Raw genomic sequence first — 26238 nt, 5'->3', positions numbered from 1 at the left:
GCAACAACCCCAACTATTAACCTAGCTAGGCATTTCGCTCGTTATTCGAGCGAGGTGCCTTTCGTGCTATATTGGACTATTTTACATTTAATGGTTTCGCTTTGCAGGGCAAATTCGGGTAAGGAGGTGATGCTGTGTTCCGCTCTTATCGTTCCTCTGTAGGGTGTGTCCTTACGGGGGATACAAGATGATTGGACAACAATCCTAGAATCGAGGGGTTATGATGAGCATTGATTGGAAAAACGGGGCAAAGGAATATTTCATTGCACAGTTAACGGAGCTGGATGAGAGAAGACAGGAGCTGTTGGATGATTACTATCCATACTTGTCCAGAGCATACGAGCGGCGAGCCATGGAGCAATTGCTTGACCGATATATAGAACGACTCGAACAATTGATCCAGGTCGGTTCCGGGCAGAATGACGCGTTTGAGACGATCGTGTTGATTGGGAGTCAAGTTAAGGTATATTACACGGAGTTTCAGGTCCATGAGACGTACACGATTTGCTTCCCAGAACAGACGGATCCTGATAAAGGATGGATCTCCTTCACATCGCCAATTGGCAGTCAATTGCTGCTCTCCTCCGTATCGGATACGGTTAGGCTGTCCATTCCAGCAGGACACAGCGAAGTAATCATTCAGGAGATCACTGTGCAACCGACTGAAACCAATACGGCATAAGGAGCTTGGAGAAGAACGTCATGGCGAACAACAAACCTTACATCGGGTATTTCCCAAAAAAGCCCGATTCGACAACGGAGAAACTATATGCCACATCTGTGTGGGAGTGTGTGAAGCCCTTGTGCACTTGCTGGATGCGAGAGGAATATACATTTAAATCCGCGCCGCTGTGCACATTTTGCGGAACAAGTATGGTGCTCGGCACTCGTATGCTTTCCAAATAATTGGATAAATTAAGTGTAAGAGCTTTCATTATTGCAAGAAGGAGATGTTTCCATGGATGAGGAAGCCAAAGAGCCGATGGATGATTTCCTGCCTAAGCTATTCTTATGGCTATCCATTGGTGCCACTTGTGTGATTGTCTTAATCGTGCTGCTGTATAGCATTTCATACTTTACCTAGACGAAGACACAACGAACAAGGGATCCCCCTAAGTGAAGGATCCCTCTTTCGTTATGTCGTTATTCGAATTGCGTGCGTGTCAGCTTCGCTGCGACCCATAATACGATAGCGACGAGCATCATATCGAAGCATACGTTGAACAGGAACAGGTGCTTGGCCAGATCGGCTTCGCCGTCTCCAATGATCGGAATGAGGAAGGAGATGGCGCCGATACAGCCTACGAGAGCGAATAACTCGGCGAACACTTTGCGGCGCAAGGTGGTTGCCCGGATGTACTCCCAGATCAATACCCCGAAGTAGGCAGCAAACACGGCGAAGACGAACCAGAATCGGTTCGGCACCTTCGAATGCTTGAATTCGCTCCAATAGCTCATCTTGGTGTTGACGGCCCCTGATGGTTGATTCTCCGACTGCTCGTATGTACCGAGATAGTAGGGCCGGATCGTCATCCCATCACGCGCGGCTACTTCGAACTTGTCCAGCAGTCTACCAGGATGCTTCAAGTAGAAAGCGACAATTTTGCCATGGCTCATCTGGCTATAAAATTGCTCATACAACTGCGGGTCCCTCTGCGGGATCGGCGTATTCGGTGTGAAAAAGTTCGTGTTGGCCAGAACAGCCAATTCCGGGTTCAACCCAAGCTCCGCCAAGTCTTCCTTGGGGGTAGGGGAATCTTTCAACACGCCGTAGAATACGGTCTGGTATATATTAATTTCTTTGAACTGCTTGGGTGCTAGCAAGTACATGGCGACAGAACCGAGCGCTAATATCGCGGAACACCAAATGACTAGCTTCCTCCATCCCCGGTCCGGCCGGAAACGCATAAATCGCAAACCCATCAAGGCGGCTAGGATGCCGACAGGAGCATTCTGGATTTTGGAAAACACGAAGAAGAAGCAGACCACGAAGTAGAACGCCAACAACGTCTTGGAAGGGTGTTCTTGCTTGGTTAGAGCAATCCCTAGCGCTACAGTCAACAGTAAGAAGACGAGTGATACGGGTTCGCCGAATAAGGAATTGAAGTAGGCGATATAAGCGCCATCGGCGAATACGAATACGAGCAAGACGGCCATGATGACCGCGAATGAGAGCGACTTTGCTTTGTTATACCGGATCAGGTAATAGAATGCAATCATTAAGAGTACGGTATACACCAATACCATGAATCGCATATCGAAATGTTGATTGCTATACAGCAATCGGTTCAACAAGGTGGCGATGTAGACAACGAACGTCTGAGTCGTGATGTAAGCTCCTCGGAACGGGTCGGCGAACGCCCAGTCTTTGATAAAATAGTGAAAATACTTGTCTTCGTAGCTGAGGTCGTTAGACGCATAGTCCATCCCAACGGTGCTGAATACTCTCAGGAAGTCTCCGTTGTCGGCAATCCCTACGATTGGGTGTATGACCGTTACATAGACGACGACTGCGGCTACCGCCACCAAGGTCCACCATTCAACGCTGCGAAGCAGCTTACGGATCATAATCATGAAGATTTCCTTTCATCGCGCTGTTGTGCGCTCGGGGTGCGGAATGCGAAAAATCGCTGTCCAAAGTAATTGCTGATGGTATACAACCCGGCTCCGATAAGCACAGCCAAATTGTCCGCCCACGCGGCCTGATCGGCGTTCACCAGGTTAATTAGCTGACTGCTAATGACTAATCCAGCCCAATAAGACAAGGCGTAGCACGCCAGAATGACGGCCGTGAACTTCCAGATGCTGCTGCCGAAGCTGGCTTGGGACTGGAAGGTGAACCGCTTATTCAGGAAATAGCTGACGACCGCTCCGATACAGTTCCCGAGGAAAGTGGATACCCAGTAATGGAGACCCAATGCATTCAGAAGGAGATATGTCGCCGATAACCCGACGATCGTATTCATGACCCCGACGAGTAAAAATCGAAAGAAAGAATGATTCCAGAACCGCTCCAGCGTGGATCTTATGCTCATCCGACTACCCTCGAGTCGTTACTTCATGCTCCACGTTTGCAGGTGCGGAGGTAGAAGCAGAGGCAGAAGTAGATTCGGGTGCAGATACAAGCGGAACTAGTTCTTTCTCCACGATAAACAGGGGACGGTGCTTGACTTCTTTGTAGATCTTACCGATATATTCGCCGATTAAGCCAAGGCTGATCACTTGAATACCGCCAATGAACCACAAGGACACCATCAACGATGTCCAACCGGGAATCGTATTGCCTATCAATTTCTGAATAAGCGCGTATAAGCCTACAATGATGCTGACCAGGAACATCAGGAAGCCGGCTGTGGTCACGAGTCGGATTGGAGTCACGCTTAATGAGGTGATGCCGTCCCAGGCGAAGGCCAACATTTTTTTCAACGGATATTTGGATTCGCCCGCGAACCGTTCATGTCGGTCATAGTACACATTCGTCGATTTGAAGCCGACCATCGGTACGATTCCGCGCAGGAAGACGTTAACTTCCTTGAATCGGTGCAGCTGTTCCAGCGCCCGTCGGCTCATCAGCCGGTAATCAGCGTGGTTGTATGTGATGTTGACGCCCATAGCTTTCATCATCTTATAAAACGCTTGCGCGGTGAAGCGCTTGAACCACGTATCGGTCTCGCGGCTGTCGCGAACGCCGTATACGACTTCGTAGCCTTCGTGGAACTTGATGAGGAACTCGCGGATTACTTGTGGGTCGTCCTGCAGATCCGCGTCGATTGAGATAGCGCAGTCGGAACGGTCGGTTACTGATTTCAAGCCGGCGAGCAAGGCGCTTTGATGTCCGGCGTTACGTGCCAGCTTCAGTCCCGAAATATGTGGATGCGAACGGTGGTAGCTCTCGATCAGCTCCCAGGTTCGGTCTTTGCTTCCATCGTCGACGAACAGCACGAAGCTGGTCGGGGCAGCCAATCGTTCGGCAATGAGTCGTTCGAGTACGGCCGTTAACCGGATGACCGTTTCTGGAAGCACTTCCTCTTCGTTGTAGCAAGGTACAACAATACTTATAATGGGCAAATTACTTCGATTCATGGGGATACTGTTGACTCCTCTTTTTTGAGATCATCATACCTGTTTCGTGCACGCAAATCAAATGATCCTACTGCCAGCTTCGGGTTCATGGGGTCAAAATGCAGGCGGTTGGTTCTCCCCGGATTCCTTAATCGCAGTCGTAGTCGCAGTCGGCTGATCCTTGACGATCCGGCTGTACAACTTGGCTCCGAGCGACTCGAACGATCTGGTGAACGCGACGAACATGCGCGAACCGACGAGCCAATCTGCCAGCTTCACACAACCGTAAGCGAACAGCATGCCGGCGAACATATCGATTACCCAGTGGATCTTGAGATAAAGCGTAGATAGCATGATGGACACGCCGTAGATGCCGATTACCCAACGGTACCAACGACTCTTCTCTCGCATGGCGAGCAGGATGGCGGCAAAGGCAATAGAAGTATGCATACTTGGAAAGCAGTTCAATGCCGTGGAGTACTGCTGCTCCGGGGTCAAATCACGTTCCAGCAAATCCGGCGTTCCCTGCACGAACCATACTTCCTGGAGTAAGACGGTGTTGTAAAAGATCAAGATGAGCGGTACTTGAAGCAAGTAGCCTGCAAGCGCATAACGCCCGAACTTCTGCACATCCTTGGTGAAGAAGGCGCGGATCACGCAAATCCAATAGGATAATGCAAATCCGTATTGGTACACCCACTGGAAATATTTCGTCAGCCAGTCCGGCTGCCAGATGCGCATGAAACTGGCGTCGTTGAGCGGAATCGAGTTGAACCAATCGTTCCACTTGAAGATGTGATGCACATTCTCCGTCTGATAACCGACTACCCGATGCCACATCGGATTGGCGTACATATAGATGAGGTAGAACAAGAACAAGACGACTAGTCCGAGCGGCATGAACTGTCCCCAGGACATCGGTTTAGCATCTTTCCTCGTGCCGTATAACGCCATCGCCAGAACGACTATACAAAGAATTCCCCAATCCTCCACGCGGCTAATCGCATAAACCAATCCAAATGAAATAACGAGTAATAAAGGTATAAATATTTTTTTGGTCAACATGGTACAATGGTTCCCCTTTGTCTAATCTGCTTGCTCCGCAATCACATTCCTTCTTATCGCGGGGCTTTATAAACATAACCGAAGACTAAGAAGGGATGCAATCCCCAAAAAAACTCAATGCCGCCTTGGACTGCACAGAGACCGCCTCGCCCTGCCTTGCCCTGCTTGCCTGAATCCAGAAACATGGCTCCTTGCTCCGGCTGCCTGAGTTCAATCGGTTAGGTACCGTCCTGGGCAGTTCAGCATCATGATGCAGGATGTTGGGCCTATTCAGGAACCAGCAAATAGTCATATCATATGACCGGAAAGGTAACAACCTGATTTTGAACGTACCTTACTCCAACCCGACCATCCATTACCATGTCGATTCAGAAAGTAATAATGTAAGGTCCTTGTGCAGATATATATGCAGTTTCAATGTCAGATTGCTAATTGCAGGTATCCCAAGTTATGATTACGGTGACAGGTGTAACTCAGAAACCAGATCACGGAAGAGGAGTGAGGAATCGATGTCTATACAATACGGAATTATTGGATGCCGGCATGCTCATATTACTGCATTTATCGATGAAATGGTCGCACTAGGGCATACATGTGTGGGGATCTATGAACGTGATGACACCACAATGGCGGAACGGATTTCCCAGAAGTACGGTATACCGCTCGTGGATTCACGTGATGTGTTCCTCGACCCGGCGGTGTCTATTATCGGCTCATCGGCCATCAATAGCGAGAAGATCGCCTTGATCGAATGGTGCGAACAGCATGATAAGCACATCATGGTGGACAAGCCTGCTGTGACAGATCGGGACAAGCTGCATCGGCTCGAATCGGTCATGCAGCGCGGGCGCATCCAAGTGGGGATGCTGCTGACCGAGCGCTATCGTCCAGCCATCTATACGTTGAAGCGAGCGATTGAAGCTGGAGAGCTTGGACGTATCGTCAGCATTACGATGCGCAAGCCGCATCGGCTTAATCCGTCCTCGCGTGCCGAGTGGCACTTCTCGAAGAATCAGAACGGCGGTATCATCGTCGATCTGTTCGTGCACGACTTTGATCTGCTCCGCTGGTTGTCCGGCCAAGAGGCGGTGTCCGTACAGGCAGTCATGACGAAGAACGAACTGCCGGAGTATCCGGAGTTCTGGGATACCGCGTCCGCGCAGGTCGTCATGGACGGCGGTGTAATCGGACAGCTGTATGCCGATTGGCACAATCCGGACAAGAGCTGGACGTGGGGCGACTGCCGCCTCTTCGTCAACGGCACGGTCGGCTTCGCCGAGCTGCGACTGTGTGGCGATCCGGCTGTGTCGGATGCCGATGAACTGTACTTGCAAGTGAGCGACACCATACCGCTCACTCGGATGGAGTTGGCACAGCCGCCGATGACGTTGACGGCGGACTTTCTCCGGCGGGTAGCGGGTGAAGCTGGTTCGTCTGAAGGGCTGACTCACAGTGATGTGCTGGCCGCCAGTGCCTTGACGATTGCCGCCGATGAAGCGGCGGTCCGGTTGAACAACCTATAGGGTAAAGTTGTATAACTCGAACGCCAAAACCTGACCGATGAAACACTCGGTCAGGTTTTTCAATTCCATATTGCAGGTTTGCGCTATTCGTTCAAATACGTATTGGCCCGATTCTGAATCAGCTTGCTGACCTCTTCCGCCGATTTTTGTCCGCTCATGTATGATTCGAATTCCGCCATGACGATCGTAAGTACCTTCATGTCACTGTCGAGTTTCGTTCCAGTCCCTTCCAGAATCTTCTGCAGCGATTGTATACGCTCCTCTACCTCACTAGCGCTCGGTTTTCCCTTCGGAACGGGCAGTGTGCCGTTCACGATTTTTTGCCCGGCTTCCTTAAGTTTGTTGTCGGTTATACTTTTATTAAGCGGAAATCCTTTCAATTCGGGAGAGGCTTGCATTTCGTCGGAAAGCAGAAATTTTAGAAACTCCCAGGCTTCCTTCTGCACCTTTGATTTGCTGTTTAGGCCAAGCGTAAAGGATGTTTTGAATGAACCGCCTCTGGACGTTCCAGTTACCGAAGGACTGGCAAAAAAATGCGTGTTCGGCACAAGCGCGTTCACCAAAGCACTCTCCGGATCGTAGAAGCCACTTTTCGCAAACAAGCCTTTGCTGTAATCGTACGTAAACTCGGCTTGCAGCACGTCTTCGTCATACATCGATTTGATCTGCTTCATCATTGACCGGAACAGGTCGGAATCGAAATTTGGCTTACCGCCTTGTACAAGCGTTCCGTAATTGTCCTCGATATAATCCGCCAACAATTGAATCGGAAACATGTTGACGAAAGCATATCGATCCGGGCCCAGCTGATCCTTCAGCTTCTTGGAAATCTCCCTGAACTGGTCCCAAGTCCAAGTCTTATCGTCAATCGTAATATTCGCTTTCTTCAGCATATCGGTTTTGCCAGTTATCGTATCCAGGGTAAAGGAGAAGGGCATTGCATATAGACCGTCTCCATTCTGTGATGATTTGAGAATGTTCGAGTAAAACTTCGCTTTATCGAACGAAGTCTCCTTGGCCATTAGATCGTACAGGTTGACGAGTAATTTCTTGTCGACGAATTTGTCCTGGGGCAGATTCTGCATGGCGATCAAATCCGAGCCCTTCCCGGAAATGACTTGTGTCGTCACCGTTTGCACATATTTCTCCATATCCGCCATGGAGATAGCAGCACTCATTCCGCCTTCGGTTTTCGGCGTCGCCATATGCTCTCGGATTTCGATATGAATGTTCGGGTGCAGCTCTTCGAATTTCCGGACAGCGGTCTCAAGTAAACGATCCGATCTCATGACGGAAATCACGACCGTCTTGGAGCCTTCGGACGATTGATTTTGCGTATTGACAGTGGAGGGAACCTTGTCGCTGTCCGAGCACGCGGTTAGGAATGTGAATATGCTCAGCGTCAATAACAATAACCATTTCTTCTTCATCATGGATCACCCTTATCCGTTTAGTCGAACCTGATTGCCGTCCTGCAGTGGTTCGCTCGATTGTACAACAATGTCGTCTTTGGCGGTGAGCCCGGACAGAACGACGATCTCGTCGTCCGACGATTCCCCCGTAGTAACATAGGCTTTCTGTGCAAAGTACGCATTGCCCAGAGGACTTTTTTTCTCGCGAACGACGAATACGTAGCTTCCGGTTCCGTCTTTCTTGATCAACTCTTTGCGAATGACCAAGCCTTGTTCCCTGGACTTCTTGTCGATTCGCACGTTTGCCTGCTCACCTCCTCGAATGCCCTCGCCGGAAACTGCGATAACGATCGTTTTGTGCGGTTTGGAGGTGCCTGAGGAACCGTCCGAATCGCCACTAGGCTTGCCCATTTCATTTCCGCCGGTGTTTTCCGGAGGACCGTCTTTAATCTTAGCTATCGTTCCTTCGAGGCGTCTGGATGCGGAGCCGTCCAAGCTAACCGTAACGGTGTCCCCTTGCCGCAGGAGCACTGTCGAGTCGGCTGAGGCCTTGAATGAAAATTCGTACCCCTCGCGGTTATCCACGAGCGTTAGGAGGGGCTGCCCTCGAGGAACGGACATTCCTTCTTGAGCTTCGAGCTCCTCCACGATCCCGTCAATAGGAGCCGTTAGCGTGCGCTTTTCATGCAATGATTTACGCAAGCCGTTCAGTTTGCGCTGAGCGATATCCGCATCAAGTGTCTCGATCTCAATGTCGCGTCTCACCTTGCGAATCGCTTCCTCGTTACCGCTTCGCTGAGCTTCGATATATTGCTCCTCCAGCATATCTCGGTTCAACCGCTGCTTCTTCCAACGGATCTCCTCGTCGAGCAACTGCTCCTCCGCCTCCTGGGCATCGAATGTAACGAGCGGCTGCCCTTTCTTGACAGGATCGTGTTGGGCGACATGAATGTTGGAAACACGCCAGCCATTATCGCTAAGCAGAACCTTTGTATGCTTCGGGATTAACACGCCGCTGCCTGTCACCGAATGCTCCCATGCTTTCTTCACGGGCTTCTCCGTAACGGCTTTCGGCAGCATGGCGGTCTGGAATGTGTTGCTGAACAACGTAAGTACGGCCAAGATGACAAAGAATACAATAAAGAACGTGCTTGCAACTCGTTGTTTGCCTAACGTCATGGTCCATTTCCTTTCTTTGCCCCGCTCCGATTATTGCGGTATCCGGCTAGCCCTTGATACCCGAGAGCTGAATACCCTCAATGAAATACCGCTCCGTACATAAAAAAAGCAGCAGCATCGGCGTCATGTATAGAACGGAAGCGGCGAATGAGACGTCGAATGCTTCTTTCTGGATGCGCGATAAGAACACGGATAACGGCTGTAGCTCCGCATTTTGCAAAAAAATAAGCGGCTGCTCGACCATGTTCCAGTAATCAGCGAACAGCAGAACGACTAGCGCGGCGATCCCCGGCTTGACCATCGGCAGAACGATCGAGACGAAGGAGCGAAGGTAACCAGCGCCGTCCATAACAGCCGCCTCCATGTATGCAGAAGGGATGTGGAGCATGAATTGCCGCAGCAGAAACACGCCGAATGCCGCGAAGATGCCGGGCAATATAATCGCACTCGGGCTATCCAACAGCCCAAGCCAGTCCGCCATTATATAGTTCGGCACCAGCGTTACCTGGAACGGCATCAGCATCGTGATCAGATACACGAGGAATAGCGGCTCTCTGCCGGGAAATCGCAGTTTGGCAAAAGCGAAAGCGGCCAGCGAAGCAATGACGGCCTGCCCCGCGATAATAGGGACTACCATATAGACTGAGTTCCAAAACATGTGCAGATACTGCGGCGTAGCGATCAGCACTTTGTAATACTGGCTGAAGGAAACCCAGTCGGGAATCCATTTCAGGTTAACCAGATCGGTTGTGCTGCTGCTGCCCAGCATGCCGTAGTTCGACGTAATTTCCCGAGCGGACATGAAGGAATTAACGACCGTCAGCACGACAGGCACCAACACTGCGCTGGCCACTGCTAGCAGAAGAAGCGTGCGCAGAGCAGGAAAGACCGAATATTTGTTCAATAGAATCCCTCCTACAACCTTTTCGCGAGAAAGGTACTTCTTAAAGCATCGACTATTCCATAAAATTGCGGAACACCCGCTCGGCCCGGAACAGTACGGCTACGAGCACGAGTATACAGACCGCCATAATCGTCGACGCGGCAGAGAGCTTCTGAATATCGAGCGATAAGAACATGTTGTTCATGTAGTGCTGCAGGGTGTAGATGCTGTCATGCGGGTAATCGCCGGCGACCAAATACGTTTCGCGAAATACTTTGAACGAGTTCAAGACGGACATCAGTACGACCAGGAACGTCGTAGGCGTCAAGTAGGTCAGCGTAATGCCGAACAGCTTGCGTGAGGGGCTTGCCCCTTCCAAATCCGCGATTTCGTAATATTGCTCTGGGATGTTCTGCAGTCCAGCGAGAAACAGCACAACGTTGTACCCGATGTTCTTCCAGATATAAATCAGGATGATGACGAAACCGGCCCAATCCGATTTCATCCAGTCAATGCGGTCAATGCTGTAATAGCCAAGCATGGCGTTGAGTGCGCCGTTCCAGTCGAACAGGATTTGCCAGACGAGGACGATCGAGGCTACCGGAACGACTAGGGGCAGCACGTAGGCGGTTCGCAGCCAGTTGCGGAACCATACCCGCTGGTTCAGAAACATCGCCAAGACAAGCGACAAGACGACGAGTAGCGGTACGCCTATGGCGGTGAACCGGAACGTATTGGCTGCAGCCTTGTGGAAGGAAGAGCTGTGGAATAGCGCCGCATAGTTGGCGAAGGTCAACCCATGACCGCCGAGCCCATCCTGGAACGAGTATAGGATGCTTCGGCCGAATGGAATGATATAGAAGATGGCGAAGCCGACCAAGCTTGGAGCTAGAAAACAGAGAGCCGCCCACCGCTCGCGCCGCGTCAATCGTTCAAGCTTCATGGTTAACAACCCTCCGATGTCAGACGATGATTATCGCGCTGCAAGCTGCTAGTAGCGTTCATCTTGCATGCTCCAGTGTACATATAAGCTTAGGCAAAACTTAGGAAGAAGTGTGTAAAAAGTGTGGAATCGCCCATGGGTGAACCTTTTTTTGCTAGAATGGGTTGATTCATGAGTGTGTGGATGGGGAGGTAAGGAGCATGAGAGATTACCAAATCGCCGTTGTAGACGACGATGATCATATTCGCGAGATCGTAGAGGCTTACTTGCAAAAGGAAGGGTATCGAACCGTCGGACTGAGCTCGGCTGAGGCGGCTTGGGAGCTATGGCACAACGAACCACCGGATATGTGGATTCTCGACATCATGCTTCCCGGAATGAGCGGTTACGATCTATGCCGTCAGATCCGCAAGGAAGCAGAGGTGCCGATCATCATGATTTCCGCGAGGGATGAAGAGGTGGATAAAATATTAGGTTTGGAGCTCGGCAGCGACGACTACATGACGAAGCCGTTCAGCCCCCGGGAGTTGGTTGCGCGTGTGAAACGGCTGTTTCACCGGTTCAGGGCCGCTCGGTTCACTAGCGATGAGGGTTCATCTTCACCGCGCAAGTCGGCTGTCGAGATCGGCCATCTCCGGCTTGTTGTGGATGAGCGGCGCCTATTCTGGCGCGGTGAAGAGATGGAGATGACGCTGAAGGAGTTTTCTCTGCTCCAGGCGATGGCGGAACAGCCGAACCGGGCTTTCTCGCGAGACGAGCTACTGAGTCTGGTGTGGGGAGACGATTATTTCGGCAGCGACCGGGCGATTGACGACTTGGTCAAGAGGCTGCGCAGGAAGCTGAGCGATCTTCCGATCGAAACCGTATGGGGGTTCGGCTATCGGTTACGCGTGGAAGAAGGAGGCGAACAGGCATGAAATTGATGTACCGGCTTCAGCTATCATTTGCCCTCTTATTAGTCTGCATCCTGGTGGTCGCAGCTGTCGTCATTTATCCCTTGATGCTGGACACATTGGTAGAAGGGCAGCGCAAAGAGATGAAAGATCAGGCCGTCGCGATGATGCCGCTTACAGCAGCGTTGCCCATGACACCGGCCGTGAACGTGTCGGTGGAGCCGGAGAAGCTTCAGGGTGCCTTCCCGGTAGGCGGCAAAACGGATGCTGTCTGGATCGAGCCGAACGATCAAGTGCTATACAGCACGCTGTCTCCCGCCAAGACGCTGGAGTGGGTCGATCTATGGAAGCAGAACGCGGACTTACGCAACGTGTTGTGGCAAGGGAAAGACGATAAATATATCGTGGAGACGGTTTCCTTTCCGCTATCCGCCAACGTGTCAGCTACGGAAGCGGCGACGCTTATTATGGCTACGCCCTTCAGTAAAATCAAATCGATGCAGTTGGCATTGTTTAAGCGGATGATGATTATTTTATCCATTGGTGGTGCCGTGGCGTATGTACTCAGTATGTGGATTGCCAAATGGTTCGCAACGCCCTTAGCAAAGCTTAGGAATGAGTTGGAGAAGGTAGGGAATCTTCGGTTTTCTGAGGTTCGGCTGGTCAAGACGAGCGGAGAGCTCGGGGAAGTGGCGCAGGGCGTGTATCGAATGGCCAATGAGCTGAACACTTACCATATCACGCAAAAGCAGTTTTTCCAGAACGCTTCGCACGAGCTGAAAACGCCATTGATGGCCATTCAGGGCTACGCAGAGGGAATCCGGGACGGTATCTTCACAGGGGAGAGCGCAAATAATGGCTTGGACGTCATCGTGAGCGAATGCGATCGGTTGAAGAACATAGTAACCGAGATGATTCTACTAGCTAAGCTAGAGAGCGAGGAAGATATTTATAAACCGGAGTTCGTGCAGGTGGTTGACTTGATCAACGAGACCGTTAAACGAATCAGTCCGTTGTATGTCCAGAAAGGGCTTCGCATTCAAACGAGCATTCCTTCCGGGCAGGAGGACCGTTTGGTCATAAAGGCCGATCGCGAAAAGCTGCTGCAGGCTATGCTAAACGTAGCGGGCAACGCTGCGCGTTATGGCAAGGAAACCGTCCATATTCATGTTACGATTGATGAACGTAGTATCGGCATCGAGATTGCTGACGATGGGGAAGGGATTCCCGAATCGTTGCTGCCCCAGCTGTTCCACCGCTTCGTCAAAGGAAAGGGCGGCGAGACGGGGCTCGGCTTGGCCATCTCCCGCGCGATCGTCGAACGGTCGGGTGGTCGGATCTCTGCGCATAACCTGTTGTCAGGCGGAGCGGCGTTCGTAATGCGTTTCCCGAACACAGCCTGACCGTCCGGGTGTATTCCGGCTGCTGGATGATACCAGCAAGAAGGCAGGCATCGAACCGTTGCTGGCCGAGCTGCCGCCGGACATTGAGGTTGCTGCGCGTGCAAGCGGGCCCAATCTCAGCGAGCGCATCTTGTTCATTCTGAATCATTCGGCTGAGCCGCGGGAAGTGAGCGGACTGATCCGACTGAATATTTCGGTGCGGCAGAGCCACTTGGTTAATTAGTGAGAGCCATGATGTTAACGAAATAGAGCCAGCAAGTTAATAAGGAGGGCCATCAGAATATGAGGGCTCTCCCTTTTACAATTTTCAACTATCGTATCCGTTAACGCAATAACATGGGGTAATACCAGCGTAGCTGACACCACCCGTAAACACATGGATAAAAATGTAAGAACCCTCCGCGCCTGGAGAGTTCTTTTTATGAGTGATAAATGTACCAATTGCAGCCTGTTCGTTAAACTAACGTTCCCGTTTAGATTAGCGAACGAACCTCTACTATCTCCATCACAAAGTCCCCATATATACATCACTCAAGCTGCCGACTTGGTAGTAAGGATACTCTAACTTTTTCTGTACCTCTAAGGCTATGTCCGTATTCGTCAGCCATTCCACAATATACAGACCCAGATCAATGGATGCTGTTACGCCGCCTCCGGTTACGATATTGTCATCCCGTACTACGCGGGCTTTTACGACTTCCGCACAGTAAGGAGCCAGTAAGTCGTAAGCCGACGAGTTAGTTGTCGCTTTTTTTCCCTCAAGGAATCCAGCCGCCCCCAGAAGCAAGGCTCCTGTGCAAACGGATACCTTATATGGAACTTCCTCCGCAGTCCGAATCCATCCCATGAAGGCCTCATCGAAGCGAAGCTTCCTTGTCGGCATGCCCCCCGGGATAAAAACCAGATCAAATTTACCCAAATTCGGGAGTACCTCGTCGATCTTCATTTTTAACCCCCGGTCATCTGTTACTTCGGCTTTGTCAGCGCAAAAAGTCCACGATACATTCTCTTTCGCATTCAGGATCGCTAACCAGGTTATTGCTTCATAAAAACCAACAAAGTCCATACTTGTCACACCATCGAATAACACAAACGCCATCCTCATTGCCATCACCCATCCTTTTTCACTGTTCGCTTTATTTCCAATATGTTTATCATTATTTTTGCACAAAACTACTAGTTAGCACAGCGAAGCTGCCGATCCATGCCGGCAACCTCGTCTTAGTTGATTATTGAACTTCCGTGCTCCGTTAGTGCAATGTCCTAGCTTTTCACTGTGATACGGTTCCCCGCGGCAGGTTTTACTTTGAGCTGAAGTCTACCACAAGTAACGGCGTTAGTTTGGGGAATACTTTTTATTCAAGGTTCTCCATAACCTTCCGTCACCAGATGGTAACCAGTTGGAACTATCCAGCCCGTTTAGTCCCATACTGGCTCTGTACATTAACATCGTGGCTCTATTTTATTAACGAAGTGGCTCTCACTCATTAACTTAATGGCTCTATGGGACTGAAATATTCATCCAACTGGCCCGATATGATGTGAGGGTTGTGGTTACGCAAGTGCATTAGCAGCAAATCTGCCATAATAAAAGTCGGAGTAATGTTCATGGGGAACATAACTCCGACTTTTTCGATGCTTATTCACTTGTTTCTCCCTTGAACCCGTTAAACTTGGGGTTGTCTTGGTAACCGGATGAATGCCGTTCCAATCTCTTCGGTACATCTCCGGATTCGGTTTACCTTCACGCTCTTGTTTCTTACGCTGCCGTTGAGCTTGGCTCTGGGACATCTTGTTCGCCTCCTGATTGGTCGTCTTTCAGCGTATTATACGTTGGAAATGTCGAAGAGTTGCATATTGAAGGGCCTTCATTGAAGGAAGGCCCTTGTCGGCTTACAGAAACTTGCGGGCATGTTTTTTGCCGTCATATGTGAACAGCACGTTCTTGTCTTCGACGACTGTTTCCAAGTGAATCGTCTTTCCCCACAGCTTATGAACGTAAGGCAGCGTCTTCTCCAAGTACTTCAAATCCATCTCCACACCCTCGAAGGCGTGCTTCAGGTACATTTCTCCGATGTTAGCGTGGTTGCCGTCCATCACATGCAGGACCGGGAATCCGCCGTTCACGCGCGAATATACGAGCTGGTCGCGGATATGCTCCCAGGATTTGTCGGTAATTTTCCACTCTGGGCCTTTTTTCTCGAACACGTATAAGTCTAGATCCTCCACCAGTTGTTTCGTTAAATAATTCCGGACGAACGAAGTGTCGGAGTCGAACTCGCGGACCTCGAACATCTTCTCACGGTCCCAGCGTTTCTCAATATCTTCGAATATTTTCAGGCCTAGATAATAGGGGTTCAGGCTGTTGCGGGACGGTTGGACGACCCCCGAATTCAGCTTGGCGTACTCGATCGTATCCTCAGGAGTCAAGTCGAGCTCCCGTACGATTCGTTGATGCCAATAGGAAGCCCACCCTTCGTTCATGATCTTCGTCTCCATCTGAGGCCAGAAGTAGAGCATCTCATCGCGCATCATCGTCAGTATGTCCCGCTGCCATTCTTCGAGTACCGTGGAGTGCTGTTCCAAGAAATACAAGAGGTCCTTCTCAGGCTGCTGGGGGAAGCGGCGTAAAGCGGCCTCCTTCGCCTTCTCTTGTTGCTTCTCCGCCTGCTGTTGCTCTTCATCCAGTCCCCACATGTCCTCGTAGCCTGTCTTGGGCGATGGTGAGCTGTTGTTGTATGTTCCGCTCGGCTTGTGATCGTTCGAGGTCGTCCGCCGCTCGGAGCCTCCTGATGCGTATCGGCCTTTCGAGTCACGGCCCATTCCATACGTTCGGGAGCTAGTCTTAATCAGGCCGGGATCCACATGCTCTTGAATGGCTAATACAGAGTCGAGGAAAGTCTCGATCGCCTCAGTTCCGTACTCCAGCTCATACTGACGCACGCGTTCGGCTGTTGCCGACATGCTCTCTACCATATTACGGTTCGTGCGCGAGAAGCGGGCGTTGTTCTTGAAGAAGTCACAGTGGGCGAGTACGTGAGCGACGATCAGCTTATTCTGAATGAGCGAATTGCCATCGAGCAGAAACGCGTAGCAAGGATCGGAGTTGATGACAAGCTCGTAAATTTTGCTCAAACCCAGGTCGTATTGCGTCTTCATCCTGTGGAAAGACTTGCCGAAGCTCCAGTGTGAGAAGCGGGTCGGCATGCCGTAAGCTCCGAACGTGTAGATAATGTCAGCCGGACATATCTCATATCGCATGGGGTAGAAGTCAAGCCCGAAGCCTTGCGCAATCTCGGTAATCTCGTCAATGGAACGTTCCAGTTGTCTGATTTCGTCTTGCGTCATGCTTGCACACACCTCCGGGCGGGAAAAAGGGTTGCTACTAATATATTCCGAAGGGTTGTAGATATGTGATGCGATATAATCAATTGTTGGAATTTCGCTGAGAAATAGAATGCCAAGAAATCAGCTGCGGTTTGCATGATTTCTTGGCATTTATTCTTCGTCAGGATCAATTCCCCTCGTGACCTCAGTTAATAAACGAGCAAACTCTTCCTCATCATCGCTGTAGGTTGAAATATCATTTTGCCGGTCTAGTTCTGCTTGAGAAAGCTGCTTAATGACATCCGGATCATTGAAAATTACAGAAGTTAGCATCTTTTTTTGCTCCGTGGTTAATCCTTCTGCTTCATCTTTACGTGTTAATTGATCATGATATCCGAAGTGGTCTTCTATGAGAACAACGGACTTTTCCTTAAAGCTCTGTTCTAAAGTATGTTTTGATAATGACATGTTCATCACCATCCTCTTTTTACCATTTTATAGCAGAAGATTGTTTCTTAAAACGTGAAACCTGGATCAATAATATTGACCTTACATCCTGACCCCAGAACGAGCTAACGAACAAGATGGACGACTACAGAAGTGGAGCAGGAAGCCCATGCCGAGTCGGCCGTTAGTACAGGAAGCGATAACCGTTCCGCCGTGGCCAAGCAGGCTCGGTCACCTAGGGACAACCCGTAGGAGCGGGTTTCCGGTCGCATCCGACCAGCTCGAAGAGCATCCACACGTTCGAACGGGATGACCTCAATCAGCAAACGTTCGAATAGATGGGCGATTTCATTCTCAGGAACATCGGCTTCGCTAAGCTTGGCGGCAACCTCGGCAGCGTTGACGCTGCTCATCAAACACCGATTCTTCAAAATTGTCGCGACGAGTTCAGAGCCTGGTTCACCAGCTAACAGGGCAAGCACAGCCGAGGCATCCAAAATCATAGTCTGCCCGATCAACTCAGGTGGGATAATATCAGGATTCATACTTGGCTGACTCTCTCCGTTCCGCGATCAACTCGTCCTTAAGCGATCGATTACCTGCGTAGGTTCGGTACAACTGTTGAGCTTGATGGACGGCTTGATCCAATGTCAGCAGTCTTAACTCTCCATCCTCAATCCGAAGGATGAGTTCATCTCCCTCTTGAAGCTGAAGCGATTTGCGTATGTCGAGGGGGATCAAGATCCGGCCTTCTTTGCTAATTTTGACTTTCGCTTCATTCATTACCTACACTCCCTTACCAAATTGTCATTAAGCTGTTTCATTGTCATTATCATTATACAATGTATGTGATCCGATTGACAAATGAGTAGACGGAACAAATAATAGATTTATGGCTTCACTCAGAGTCAATCTAGGACAAAAATATCTTATTGGAAGAGAGTCAATCTTGTCGAAGCGGCAGAGAAAATCGAAGTCAAATACACCCAGAGCCAAGGGTATGAAGAGAGAAGCAAGGCTGCAGTCGGCAGTCCACTGGCTAAAAGAGATACAAACCACGCGCATCATACGCAGCTACCACAAACGCTTTGGTGTAGATATAGGAACGGCGATTGCCGAACTTCGCACGCTGGGCGTACAGTTGTCGGAGCAAGAGGTGATTAAGGCGAGGGAAGGGACCAAGAGCCGTCAAATAATGAAGCAAAAGCGAAAAGAGAAGCGATTGCTTCAGCATCAAACGGACATTCCAAACGCGTTGTTCCCAGATTCGGATGCGACGTATGCCTATATTGCCGGTTACACCGGTTGGGGATTCCCTTATGGAATTACTTGGGAAGAAATGGAGCGGTTCGCGGATGAGGAGAGTCTGGACGCAACATTGCCTCCAAGAAGCGAGACGCGGAAGCAATATGGTACAGATAAGTTGGATCATCCTCCCTTCGAATCAGACGGACCGGAGGAAGTGTCATTTGACCTGGAGCAGTTCATGAGTATGATCAGTTCTGAAATGGTAGAATGATAGAATGGACAAAATATATGTTGTACGAGGAGTCATATGATGAAGCCTACCACGCAGCAATGGAGCAACTTATTTGAAGCAGCGAAAGCTTTTAAACAGGCAGCCTGTTGGGATTGGATGGACAATATTCATCTGTTCGGTGTGAAGCATCCGGACACCAAGCAAGTCGGGTATTGCTGCATTATGGGAAGTGGGGGGGAGATGTTCGCATTAGCCGTTTACTTAGGCGCCCCTGGTCTAAGGACCGTTATGGAAATGTTAGCTGGACAATTGAAAGAGGATCCGATGTACGCTCAGCACTGCTTGATGTTATGTTTCGATGACCGTGAAGATTTGTACCCGGAGGAGAAGGCACGAATTAAGGAGCTGGGGCTTAAGTTTCGTGGTAGACAAGCATGGCCAACATTCCGGTTGTTCGAGCCCGGCTTCTACCCTTGGCCGTTACAAACGGGGAACGAGGTCATGTTCTTGACCGCAGCTATTGAACAGGCAATTGTAGTGTCGCAGGCTTCAAAGGCGGACCCGGATGCTCTCCTTGCTCCCCGATTCCTGACACGTGTGGGCACACGGCAGGCGGATGGGAGCTTAAGCTGGCATTCCGAATTGATGGATCCCGAGGAAGATGAGGACTCTGTCCTGCCGGAACTTCCGGTCGTGAATGAGCTTCATATGGTCAAATTGAAAAAGACGATCCAAAAGCGCGGAGGTACATGGGAACTGGGTTTAAGTTATATGCCTGCTCCTATTATGGATGGGGGACGACCGTATTACCCAATGATCTTCCTGGTCATCGATCAAGCTTCAGGCCAAATCCTCAGTATGGAATTGTGTGAGAAGTCAGAGATGACAGGCGCTGCCATGGAGAAGTTCATTAGCTTATTGGAACAAATCAAGTTTGCTCCAGCTGAGATGGTGGCGACTGACGACAAAGTTTATGAGTATCTGGATCCTGTCATTACGGCTCTGGATTTGAAGTGTTATTTGACTAAACGCTTGCCGATGCTGGAACAAGCTCAAGAAGAGTTGTTTGCTCATATGGGCATGGGCCGATAATCGTGACAACTTAGCAATAATTATTAACAATCAATAACCGTCCGAAGATTGACTCGGACGGTTATTGATTGTTCTTCTTCTAACAGGGCTCAAGCTTCCTTCGGCTTCGTGAAGAAAGTACGCAGCGCCTTGTACACCTCGCCCTTCTCGCGAATGATGCAGTGCTGGAACTTCGGAATCTGAATGTGCCGGTAAGCGGACATGAGAGTGCTGCTGCGGTTGTATTGATTCACTTCTCCGTAACCGAACATGTTGCACTTCTGCAGCAACTGCTCGATCAGCTTGACACAGCGCTCGTTGTCCGAGGTCAAGTTGTCGCCGTCGGAGAAATGGAACGGATAGATGTTGTAGTTCGCCGGCGGGTAGCGGCGGTCGATAATATCCAGTGCTTTCTGATATGCGGATGAGCAGATCGTGCCCCCGCTCTCCCCCTTCGTGAAAAACTCCTCTTCCGTTACTTCCTTTGCCTCAGTATGATGCGCGATAAATACGATCTCGACCTTCTCATACTTCGTTCGCAGGAATCGTGTCATCCAGAAGAAGAAGCTGCGCGCTATATATTTCTCGAAGCTGCCCATGCTGCCTGAAGTGTCCATCATGGCGATGATCAGTGCGTTGGAGCGAGGTACGACGATTTCCTCCCATGTCTTAAAGCGCAGATCATCGGGCGAGATGTGATGAATGCCCGGCTGTCCGTTGTTGGCATTTCGGCGCAAATTTTCAAGTATGGTTCGCTTTTTATCGATGTTGGACATGATCCCTTTTTTGCGAATATCCGTGAAACGGATTTCCTCGTCCTGGATGTTGTCCTTCTGCTTCTCCTCCAGATGGGGGAGCTCCAAGTCCTCGAACAGCATCGATTGCAGCTCTTCCATGCTGATTTCTGCCTCGTAGTAGTCATCCCCCGGTTGATCGCCCGCACCTTCGCCTTTACCTGGCCCTTGCTGTTGAGAAGGGTCTGTCCCCAGCACATCGCCGACCTGACTGTCGCCGTCGCCCTGTCCGACATGCTTGCTCTTGTTATGGTTGAAGCGGAACCGATATTCGTCCAGACTGCGGATCGGAACCTTAATAATTTGACGGTTGTGTTGGGTGATAATGTTCTCTTCGGTCACGAGATCAGGCAAGTTCTGTTTGATCGCTTCTCGTACCTTCTGCTGGTGCCGGGTTTGATCCTGGTAGCCTTTGCGATGCAGCGACCAATCTTCCCGGGAGACGATGAACAGCGGATTCGTCATACGGGCACCTCCTGAAAAATGGCTTGTAATCAATATATTCAACTCTAGAGAGGTTATGTGACCCTATATAAAATCCTATTATTTCCAGTGTGCCTGTGTTATGATTGGTATTGGAAAGTTTTGGGATATTATTGGGATGAGGATGGTAGAAAATGGCGTTGAAATCGAGTGGGAAGTTGTTAATCGTAGGGCTCGTGTTGTACATGTTGCAAGCTTTGGCAGGGGCGAATTTGCAGGCGGCGGAGTCGATTTCGATTAATGGACTGCCACCTAAAATTGAACAAGGTATTCAATATGTCGCATCCTCTGCTGACAAGCTCACTTATACGTTGCAGATTGATCGGGAGCAGCTCCCGGAATCGATGCGGAAGTTCAGCCAGCTCGGTCGAGACATTGCCTATGTTCTGACAGACCATTCTGAGCAATACCTGGAACCGCAGTTTAAGGGGATCAAGCCAGCTCCATATACGGGCATTACGGGAATAGGGTTCCCTGCCGTCCCAGGTGAAAGATTCATCATGACCGTCTTATTCGATGATTCTGGGAACCCTCTCGGCTACGCTACGCAGTGCATTAAGATTGGAGGCCCGTTCCCATTCTCCGATCTTGGAGCCGATCATTGGGCGTTCCTGTACATCAACGACTTGACGGAACGGGGGTGGCTGGAAGGCTACTCAGATGGGACGTTTCAGCCAGATCGGGTGGTGACGAGGGCGGAGTTCGCGAAGCTGATGGTAATAGCCGCAGGGTTGAAGACCGGTGAGGTCCAGGTACCTTCATTCGAAGATATATCTCCATCCGATTGGTATACTACATATGTAGAAGCAGCGATGCCCTACTTGACAACCTACCTCCAACCAAACGGGAACATCGCTTATCGACCGAATGAGCCTGTGTCACGGGAAACGGTTGCTCTAGGTTTGATGAAGCTGAAGGGAGACCGGGGTAGCAGCAAACCGACAACTCTCGAGGCAACATTCACGGATGCTGGCGTCATCTCGAGCGGAGCGAAGGCCTACGTGGCAGCTGCGGTGGAGCAGCAACTGATCTCGGGTTATCCTGACAATACATTCCGACCTGCAGAGTCGGTTACACGAGCCCAAGTAGCGAAGATGCTCTATCAGGCGTATCCGGTATTCCAGATGCAGAAGGTTGTCCCAGAGGAGAAAACGGGTGATCCTGCGGTTCCGAAAAAGAAGCAGATTCCCCTCACGAACCTGTTAGTCACATCGGCGAGTGATATCAAACGAATCAAAGAGGTACCCTATTACAACATGAAGGACATCGTGGTAGACATACAAGGGCAGAGTGAACCGTTTGAACTTACTTATTCGTTGAATGAGAATTTTGAACGGATTCAACTTTATTTTGCGGTTGCGCCGAGCCTGACAGGTGATTCGGATGGGGTGAAATTCGAGGTGCTGGGCGACGGGAAGACGCTCTTCGTCACGGGTGTGGTGCGCGTGGATAAAGAATGGAGTTCCAATGTAGAGCTGAAGGGTGTCCAGCAATTGAAGATTCGGATCTCTTCCGACTCGACTGGGAACAGCGGGGTGTCAGCGATTATTCGACGGGCACTGCTGAACCCGGTTGTGGCGAAATGATATTCAGGCCGCTGGTCGATGAATAGTGTGGTAAAGATAAGGACCTCTGGAGTGATTGACTCCAGAGGTCCTTGTCTGAGTAGGATGCTAATCTTAAACCTTAAATCGTGCCATCAGCTCCAACAGCTCCTGTACCATATGGCTCAGTGCGGCGGAGGAAGCCGAGATTTCCTCCATCGTGGCGAGCTGCTCCTCGGAGGCAGCGGCGACGCTCTGAGCGTTCTCCGACGCGTCGGTGGCTATATGCGACAACTGGTCGACGGTGGCTGTCACCTGCTCCGAGCTGGCCGAGATCTGCTCGGCGGCGGCGGACACTTCCTGGATCATCCCGCTCACCTTGTCCATCTCCTCGCGGATGACGGAGAAGGTCTCGCCGCTTACCTGAACGGCGGCTACGCCTTTGTTCACTTCAACCGAACCACGTCCCATCGTCTCGACGGCTTGGTGCGTGTCTGTGCGGATCTCCCCGATCAGCGTCGCTACCTGCGTGGCGGCGTCTTTCGTCTGTTCAGCGAGTTTGCGGATTTCGCTGGCTACAACGGCGAAGCCGCGGCCTTGCTCGCCCACTCGAGCAGCTTCAATGGAAGCGTTCAGCGCCAGCAAGTTCGTCTGTGCACTGATGTTCGTGATAATCCCGATAATGCTGCCGATCTCATCCGAGCGGTCGCCGAGACGGCGGATGATCGTTTCGGAATCACTTACGGCTCCCTGTACGACGTTCATTTGCCGAATGGCGTCTTGTATCTGATCGTAACCGGTCGACGTTTGCTTGGCGACACTTTGGGACGAATCTGCTACTGATGAGGAGGATTCTGCGATTCGTTCAATGCCGGCCGACATCTCGAACATAGCACGTGTACTTTCCTTGACATTCTGCTCCTGCACTTCCATGCTCGCAGCTACATCCTGGACTGCTACGGCGATCGTCTCAGCCGCTCGACTCGTCTGCTCGGCGCTTGCCGTCAATTCCTCGGATGTGGCACCGACAGACATCGAATGATCGGTTACTTTCTGTATAAGCTCACGCAAATTGCCAATCATCCCATTGAAGTGCTGCGCCATCCGCCCGAATTCATCTTGACTGGTCACGGGGAGTGTCCGTGTGAAATCACCACCAGCCAGCTGCTGGGATAGGTCGATGACCGAATTGATGGATCGAACGACCATCACTCTTACGATGTATATGATGACGAGGGCTAACACGACAAATGCACCTAGAGCAATCGACAAGGAAATCCACATACTCTTCTGGTAGCCGTCCAGAATGTAGCTTCGTTCCGTTACGGTCTCAATGTACCAGCGAATCGTGCTACCCTTCAGATTGATCGGCAAGAAGTCACGGAATACCGAGTTGGCATCCTCATTATTCGAATAACCCTGAAGGTTCCCTCCCTGGACGTTCTTCCATACTTGCTCCTTCTCGGGCCGATCCGCATAAGTCTGGTTGATCAGCTCGGGACGCTTTGAATGGGCAATATAGGAACCAACGGAAGATACGATCGTGATATAACCAGCCTCTACTTTCGTTTGTGAGGCCAGCTTTTGCAGCGTATCCAGCGACAGATCGACGCCTACAATGCCTAGAAACTGCTGTCCTGTAGAATCAAGGATGGGTAGTACGATCGAAGTCATCAAAGTGTCCTTACCGTTGATTTGATAGAGATAAGGATCCTTAAGCAAGGACTGCTTTGTTTTCTTAGGGATCAGGTAATAGTCGCCCGCCCCTTCCTTGTCGTAATCGGCAAGCGGCTCGACGTTGATCTTATCGCCTGTCCGAACCACATAGGGAAGGAACCTGCCAGTAACGTCATCGTATGCCGTCTTCTTCTGGTTGACGCGATCATTATTGTCGAAGGCATTAGGCTCCCACAGCGTATACAGTCCCAGATAGGAAGGATGCGTTTCCATCATATTCTTGAATATCCGAACAATCTCCTCGCGATTTAGAGACTGAGATGATCGTGCATCCAGCAAGGTGTCCCTAAGCGTAGACAAGGTAGACTCGATCCCGGTTAAGTCATTCTGGAACTGATTGGCTACTTGCTGTCCGGTATGGATGGCATCCAGTTCGCCTTCCGACATGCTGACAGATTTAAGCTGGCTTAAATTCAGCATAATGAGCATGCCGAACACGACAATTAGAACTAACCCTACCGCGATACTCAGCTTGATGGACAGACTGAGATCTTTTAATTTACGCATTCACAACGCCCCCTATAGGTATTCTAGTCTAGATATTAAGGGACAATCGTTAGAATGATTCTGGGGTAGTTGTGAGTTTTTTGTTTGGCGCGCTAACACTTTCTTAATTTTGGATGAAGATGACGAAAAGGTTATGCCCCCCAAACAACCCAAACAATTATTGTTGTTTTCTGGAATCGATGTTTTGTTCTATACTAATTTCATATTAGCTGAATGCGAGGTATTAAGGGGCCCCTATGAATCATAAGAAGTTTCGGTATTTGCACATTGCAGACGATATTAGGTCTCAGATTAGTGCCGGGTATTTGAACCCTGGGGACTACTTGAGCTCCGAGAAGGATTTATGCGTGAAGTACGATGCAAGTCGGAATACACTTAGACAAGCCTTGGATTTGCTTATGAAAGAAGGATTGTTAATTAAGATGGTGGGCAGAGGGACGATTGTAGCCGATCTGCCTGACCGTGTAATGGAGGATCAACAAACACTTCTCGTTCTTTGCCCGGGTTCCTCTATCTTCGCAGACCAGGTTATGCACAAGCTAATCAAGTCGTTCTCTCAAGCTTACCCGCGTATTACAGTGAATGTCTTGCGTACAGATGAGATGAACCGCATGGATCTTAAGCGCTGGCTGGAGCTGGGCATATGTCCTGACCTAATCTTCATTTGGGACCGGGACTATTACGAAGCGGACTTGAAGGACTATTTGCCGCTTACGGAGATTGCTGCTAATCAGTCGACAGATTATAGACGGTTAAGCGAAGCATTCGTAACAGATGGAGTGCCTTACGCGATCCCGATTACGTTCTCGCCTGTATTCCTGGTATGCAATCGCCAAGTATTCCAGGAACAAGGCAAGCCGCTGCCAGATCGATCTTGGACATTTGACAAGTTCGTTGAGGTTGCCAAGTCTTTGAATGGAGACGGTAATAATGACGGGATTATGGACCGATTCGGCTTCGGGATGTCGGACTCTTGGAGTAGATGGCCTGTGCTTGCTTTTGCAAACGGATTTCGTTTCGAGCGAATGGAAGACGGAAGGCTGAATGATCGAGGACTTGTGGATTCGCTTCGATTCCTGCAGCAGCTGTTGTACAAGGATGGAATCGCCCCTCTAACGGCAATTAGTGACACTCAGTTCATTCATGAGATGTTCGAAGAAGGACGAGTCGGGATGCAATTGTCCACGATATTCACTACACCAATTATTAAGAAAAGGGAACGATATCACGTCGCACCGCTACCTTCCAGCCCAAGCAATGCTGGAGATCAGGGAGGGAAGCTGCTGATCGCGAATGCGTTCATGGTTTCCAGATACAGCAAGAATGCGGCAATAGCGCAACATTTTATCCGGTTCGCGGTATCGTGGGACTTTCAGAAAAGGATGATTCAAGAATTCGGGTTTCTCTCTACATGGGACGACCTTAATCGGCATATGCTTTCTTCTGAGGAGGCGGAGGCACTTAGTGTTAGTGTAGGGGGCGTAC

At 50.3% G+C, this 26238-nt stretch carries 27 protein-coding genes; 11 read left to right on the top strand and 16 right to left on the bottom strand.

Annotated elements, in window-relative coordinates; genetic code table 11:
• The first annotated feature begins 220 nt into the window (after nucleotides 1–220).
• From AC1DWB_RS05910 to AC1DWB_RS05900, 3 genes are read left to right on the top strand one after another with little or no spacing between them, the layout of a single operon-like run.
• Nucleotides 221–682, top strand: a complete 462-nt coding sequence (locus tag AC1DWB_RS05910) for a GreA/GreB family elongation factor (protein WP_477540114.1) — start codon at nucleotides 221–223, stop codon at nucleotides 680–682.
• A 20-nt stretch (nucleotides 683–702) separates the two neighbouring features.
• On the top strand, nucleotides 703–906 hold the full coding sequence (locus tag AC1DWB_RS05905) for a cold-inducible protein YdjO-related protein (RefSeq protein WP_477540113.1): 204 nt from the start codon (nucleotides 703–705) through the stop codon (nucleotides 904–906).
• Between the two features lie 52 nt (nucleotides 907–958).
• Nucleotides 959–1084, top strand: coding sequence for a hypothetical protein (locus tag AC1DWB_RS05900; RefSeq protein ID WP_477540112.1), 126 nt, complete (start codon nucleotides 959–961; stop codon nucleotides 1082–1084).
• Nucleotides 1085–1143: 59 nt separating this feature from the next.
• Here AC1DWB_RS05900 and wsfD read toward each other — a convergent pair whose 3' ends face one another.
• The 4 genes from wsfD to AC1DWB_RS05880 all read right to left on the bottom strand — a co-directional run bounded on the left by wsfD (nucleotide 1144) and on the right by AC1DWB_RS05880 (nucleotide 5127).
• Nucleotides 1144–2574, bottom strand: a complete 1431-nt coding sequence (gene wsfD, locus AC1DWB_RS05895) for a glycan biosynthesis hexose transferase WsfD (protein WP_477540111.1) — start codon at nucleotides 2572–2574, stop codon at nucleotides 1144–1146.
• The gene (locus tag AC1DWB_RS05890; protein ID WP_477540110.1) at nucleotides 2571–3035 is read right to left on the bottom strand and encodes a GtrA family protein; all 465 of its coding nucleotides are present in this window, start codon (nucleotides 3033–3035) and stop codon (nucleotides 2571–2573) included. Before AC1DWB_RS05890 ends, wsfD begins: the two co-directional genes overlap by 4 nt.
• Before the next feature lie 4 nt (nucleotides 3036–3039).
• Nucleotides 3040–4083: a glycosyltransferase family 2 protein gene (locus AC1DWB_RS05885; RefSeq protein WP_477540109.1), complete on the bottom strand. Its 1044-nt coding sequence runs from the start codon at nucleotides 4081–4083 to the stop codon at nucleotides 3040–3042.
• Nucleotides 4084–4176: 93 nt separating this feature from the next.
• A complete protein-coding gene (locus tag AC1DWB_RS05880; protein ID WP_477540108.1) occupies nucleotides 4177–5127 on the bottom strand; it encodes a phosphatase PAP2 family protein in 951 nt (316 codons plus the stop codon).
• 509 nt (nucleotides 5128–5636) lie between these two features.
• Here AC1DWB_RS05880 and AC1DWB_RS05875 point away from each other — a divergent pair.
• Nucleotides 5637–6650 carry a Gfo/Idh/MocA family protein gene (locus AC1DWB_RS05875; protein WP_477540107.1) on the top strand — a complete coding sequence of 338 codons (1014 nt, stop codon included), beginning with the start codon at nucleotides 5637–5639 and terminating at the stop codon, nucleotides 6648–6650.
• A gap of 83 nt (nucleotides 6651–6733) precedes the next feature.
• Here the strand turns inward: AC1DWB_RS05875 and AC1DWB_RS05870 are convergent, their stop codons facing one another.
• Genes AC1DWB_RS05870 through AC1DWB_RS05855 form a run of 4 tightly spaced genes read right to left on the bottom strand, consistent with a single transcriptional unit; the run spans nucleotide 6734 to nucleotide 11067 of the window.
• Nucleotides 6734–8083, bottom strand: coding sequence for an ABC transporter substrate-binding protein (locus AC1DWB_RS05870; RefSeq protein ID WP_477540106.1), 1350 nt, complete (start codon nucleotides 8081–8083; stop codon nucleotides 6734–6736).
• 9 nt (nucleotides 8084–8092) lie between these two features.
• Nucleotides 8093–9241, bottom strand: a complete 1149-nt coding sequence (locus AC1DWB_RS05865) for an efflux RND transporter periplasmic adaptor subunit (RefSeq protein ID WP_477540105.1) — start codon at nucleotides 9239–9241, stop codon at nucleotides 8093–8095.
• A gap of 46 nt (nucleotides 9242–9287) precedes the next feature.
• Complete coding sequence (locus AC1DWB_RS05860; protein ID WP_477540104.1) at nucleotides 9288–10145, bottom strand: carbohydrate ABC transporter permease; 858 nt, start codon at nucleotides 10143–10145, stop codon at nucleotides 9288–9290.
• Nucleotides 10146–10197: 52 nt separating this feature from the next.
• Complete coding sequence (locus AC1DWB_RS05855) at nucleotides 10198–11067, bottom strand: carbohydrate ABC transporter permease (RefSeq protein WP_477540103.1); 870 nt, start codon at nucleotides 11065–11067, stop codon at nucleotides 10198–10200.
• 200 nt (nucleotides 11068–11267) lie between these two features.
• Between AC1DWB_RS05855 and AC1DWB_RS05850 the strand changes: the two genes are divergently transcribed.
• From AC1DWB_RS05850 to AC1DWB_RS05840, 3 genes are read left to right on the top strand one after another with little or no spacing between them, the layout of a single operon-like run.
• Nucleotides 11268–11984 carry a response regulator transcription factor gene (locus AC1DWB_RS05850; RefSeq protein ID WP_477540102.1) on the top strand — a complete coding sequence of 239 codons (717 nt, stop codon included), beginning with the start codon at nucleotides 11268–11270 and terminating at the stop codon, nucleotides 11982–11984.
• Entirely contained in the window at nucleotides 11981–13363 is a 1383-nt protein-coding gene (locus AC1DWB_RS05845) for a sensor histidine kinase (RefSeq protein WP_477540101.1), read from the top strand. The genes AC1DWB_RS05850 and AC1DWB_RS05845 overlap by 4 nt, the downstream gene beginning before the upstream one ends.
• Before the next feature lie 58 nt (nucleotides 13364–13421).
• The gene (locus tag AC1DWB_RS05840) at nucleotides 13422–13586 is read left to right on the top strand and encodes a hypothetical protein (RefSeq protein WP_477540100.1); all 165 of its coding nucleotides are present in this window, start codon (nucleotides 13422–13424) and stop codon (nucleotides 13584–13586) included.
• Between the two features lie 282 nt (nucleotides 13587–13868).
• Here the strand turns inward: AC1DWB_RS05840 and AC1DWB_RS05835 are convergent, their stop codons facing one another.
• The 6 genes from AC1DWB_RS05835 to AC1DWB_RS05810 all read right to left on the bottom strand — a co-directional run bounded on the left by AC1DWB_RS05835 (nucleotide 13869) and on the right by AC1DWB_RS05810 (nucleotide 17920).
• Nucleotides 13869–14468 (bottom strand): DJ-1/PfpI family protein, encoded by a 600-nt coding sequence (locus tag AC1DWB_RS05835; RefSeq protein WP_477540099.1) that lies wholly within the window; start codon nucleotides 14466–14468, stop codon nucleotides 13869–13871.
• 449 nt (nucleotides 14469–14917) lie between these two features.
• Nucleotides 14918–15154, bottom strand: coding sequence for a hypothetical protein (locus tag AC1DWB_RS05830; RefSeq protein ID WP_477540098.1), 237 nt, complete (start codon nucleotides 15152–15154; stop codon nucleotides 14918–14920).
• Nucleotides 15155–15256: 102 nt separating this feature from the next.
• Nucleotides 15257–16711, bottom strand: a complete 1455-nt coding sequence (locus AC1DWB_RS05825; protein WP_477540097.1) for a SpoVR family protein — start codon at nucleotides 16709–16711, stop codon at nucleotides 15257–15259.
• Between the two features lie 150 nt (nucleotides 16712–16861).
• Nucleotides 16862–17158 carry a hypothetical protein gene (locus AC1DWB_RS05820; RefSeq protein ID WP_477540096.1) on the bottom strand — a complete coding sequence of 99 codons (297 nt, stop codon included), beginning with the start codon at nucleotides 17156–17158 and terminating at the stop codon, nucleotides 16862–16864.
• Nucleotides 17159–17262: 104 nt separating this feature from the next.
• Nucleotides 17263–17682 carry a type II toxin-antitoxin system VapC family toxin gene (locus AC1DWB_RS05815; RefSeq protein WP_477540095.1) on the bottom strand — a complete coding sequence of 140 codons (420 nt, stop codon included), beginning with the start codon at nucleotides 17680–17682 and terminating at the stop codon, nucleotides 17263–17265.
• Complete coding sequence (locus AC1DWB_RS05810) at nucleotides 17672–17920, bottom strand: AbrB/MazE/SpoVT family DNA-binding domain-containing protein (protein ID WP_477540094.1); 249 nt, start codon at nucleotides 17918–17920, stop codon at nucleotides 17672–17674. Before AC1DWB_RS05810 ends, AC1DWB_RS05815 begins: the two co-directional genes overlap by 11 nt.
• Nucleotides 17921–18137: 217 nt before the next feature.
• Here AC1DWB_RS05810 and AC1DWB_RS05805 point away from each other — a divergent pair, with 217 nt between their 5' ends.
• On the top strand, nucleotides 18138–18656 hold the full coding sequence (locus AC1DWB_RS05805; protein ID WP_477540093.1) for a hypothetical protein: 519 nt from the start codon (nucleotides 18138–18140) through the stop codon (nucleotides 18654–18656).
• 36 nt (nucleotides 18657–18692) lie between these two features.
• Nucleotides 18693–19709, top strand: coding sequence for a DUF7309 domain-containing protein (locus AC1DWB_RS05800; RefSeq protein WP_477540092.1), 1017 nt, complete (start codon nucleotides 18693–18695; stop codon nucleotides 19707–19709).
• Between the two features lie 89 nt (nucleotides 19710–19798).
• On the opposite strand, the gene yhbH is transcribed toward AC1DWB_RS05800, so the two are convergent.
• Nucleotides 19799–20947, bottom strand: a complete 1149-nt coding sequence (gene yhbH, locus AC1DWB_RS05795; protein WP_477540091.1) for a sporulation protein YhbH — start codon at nucleotides 20945–20947, stop codon at nucleotides 19799–19801.
• 152 nt (nucleotides 20948–21099) lie between these two features.
• Here yhbH and AC1DWB_RS05790 point away from each other — a divergent pair, with 152 nt between their 5' ends.
• The gene (locus tag AC1DWB_RS05790) at nucleotides 21100–22551 is read left to right on the top strand and encodes an S-layer homology domain-containing protein (RefSeq protein ID WP_477540090.1); all 1452 of its coding nucleotides are present in this window, start codon (nucleotides 21100–21102) and stop codon (nucleotides 22549–22551) included.
• A 93-nt stretch (nucleotides 22552–22644) separates the two neighbouring features.
• On the opposite strand, the gene AC1DWB_RS05785 is transcribed toward AC1DWB_RS05790, so the two are convergent.
• Entirely contained in the window at nucleotides 22645–24753 is a 2109-nt protein-coding gene (locus AC1DWB_RS05785; protein WP_477540089.1) for a methyl-accepting chemotaxis protein, read from the bottom strand.
• 236 nt (nucleotides 24754–24989) lie between these two features.
• On the opposite strand from AC1DWB_RS05785, the gene AC1DWB_RS05780 reads away from it, so the two are divergent.
• Nucleotides 24990–26238: ABC transporter substrate-binding protein (locus tag AC1DWB_RS05780; RefSeq protein WP_477540088.1), on the top strand; the 1249-nt coding region annotated here is incomplete at its 3' end.

The sequence above is a fragment of the Paenibacillus sp. P4_E11 genome, from assembly GCF_056401635.1.
The sequence above is the reverse complement of the archived record's forward strand: the minus strand, read 5'-3'. Positions and strand labels throughout refer to the sequence as shown.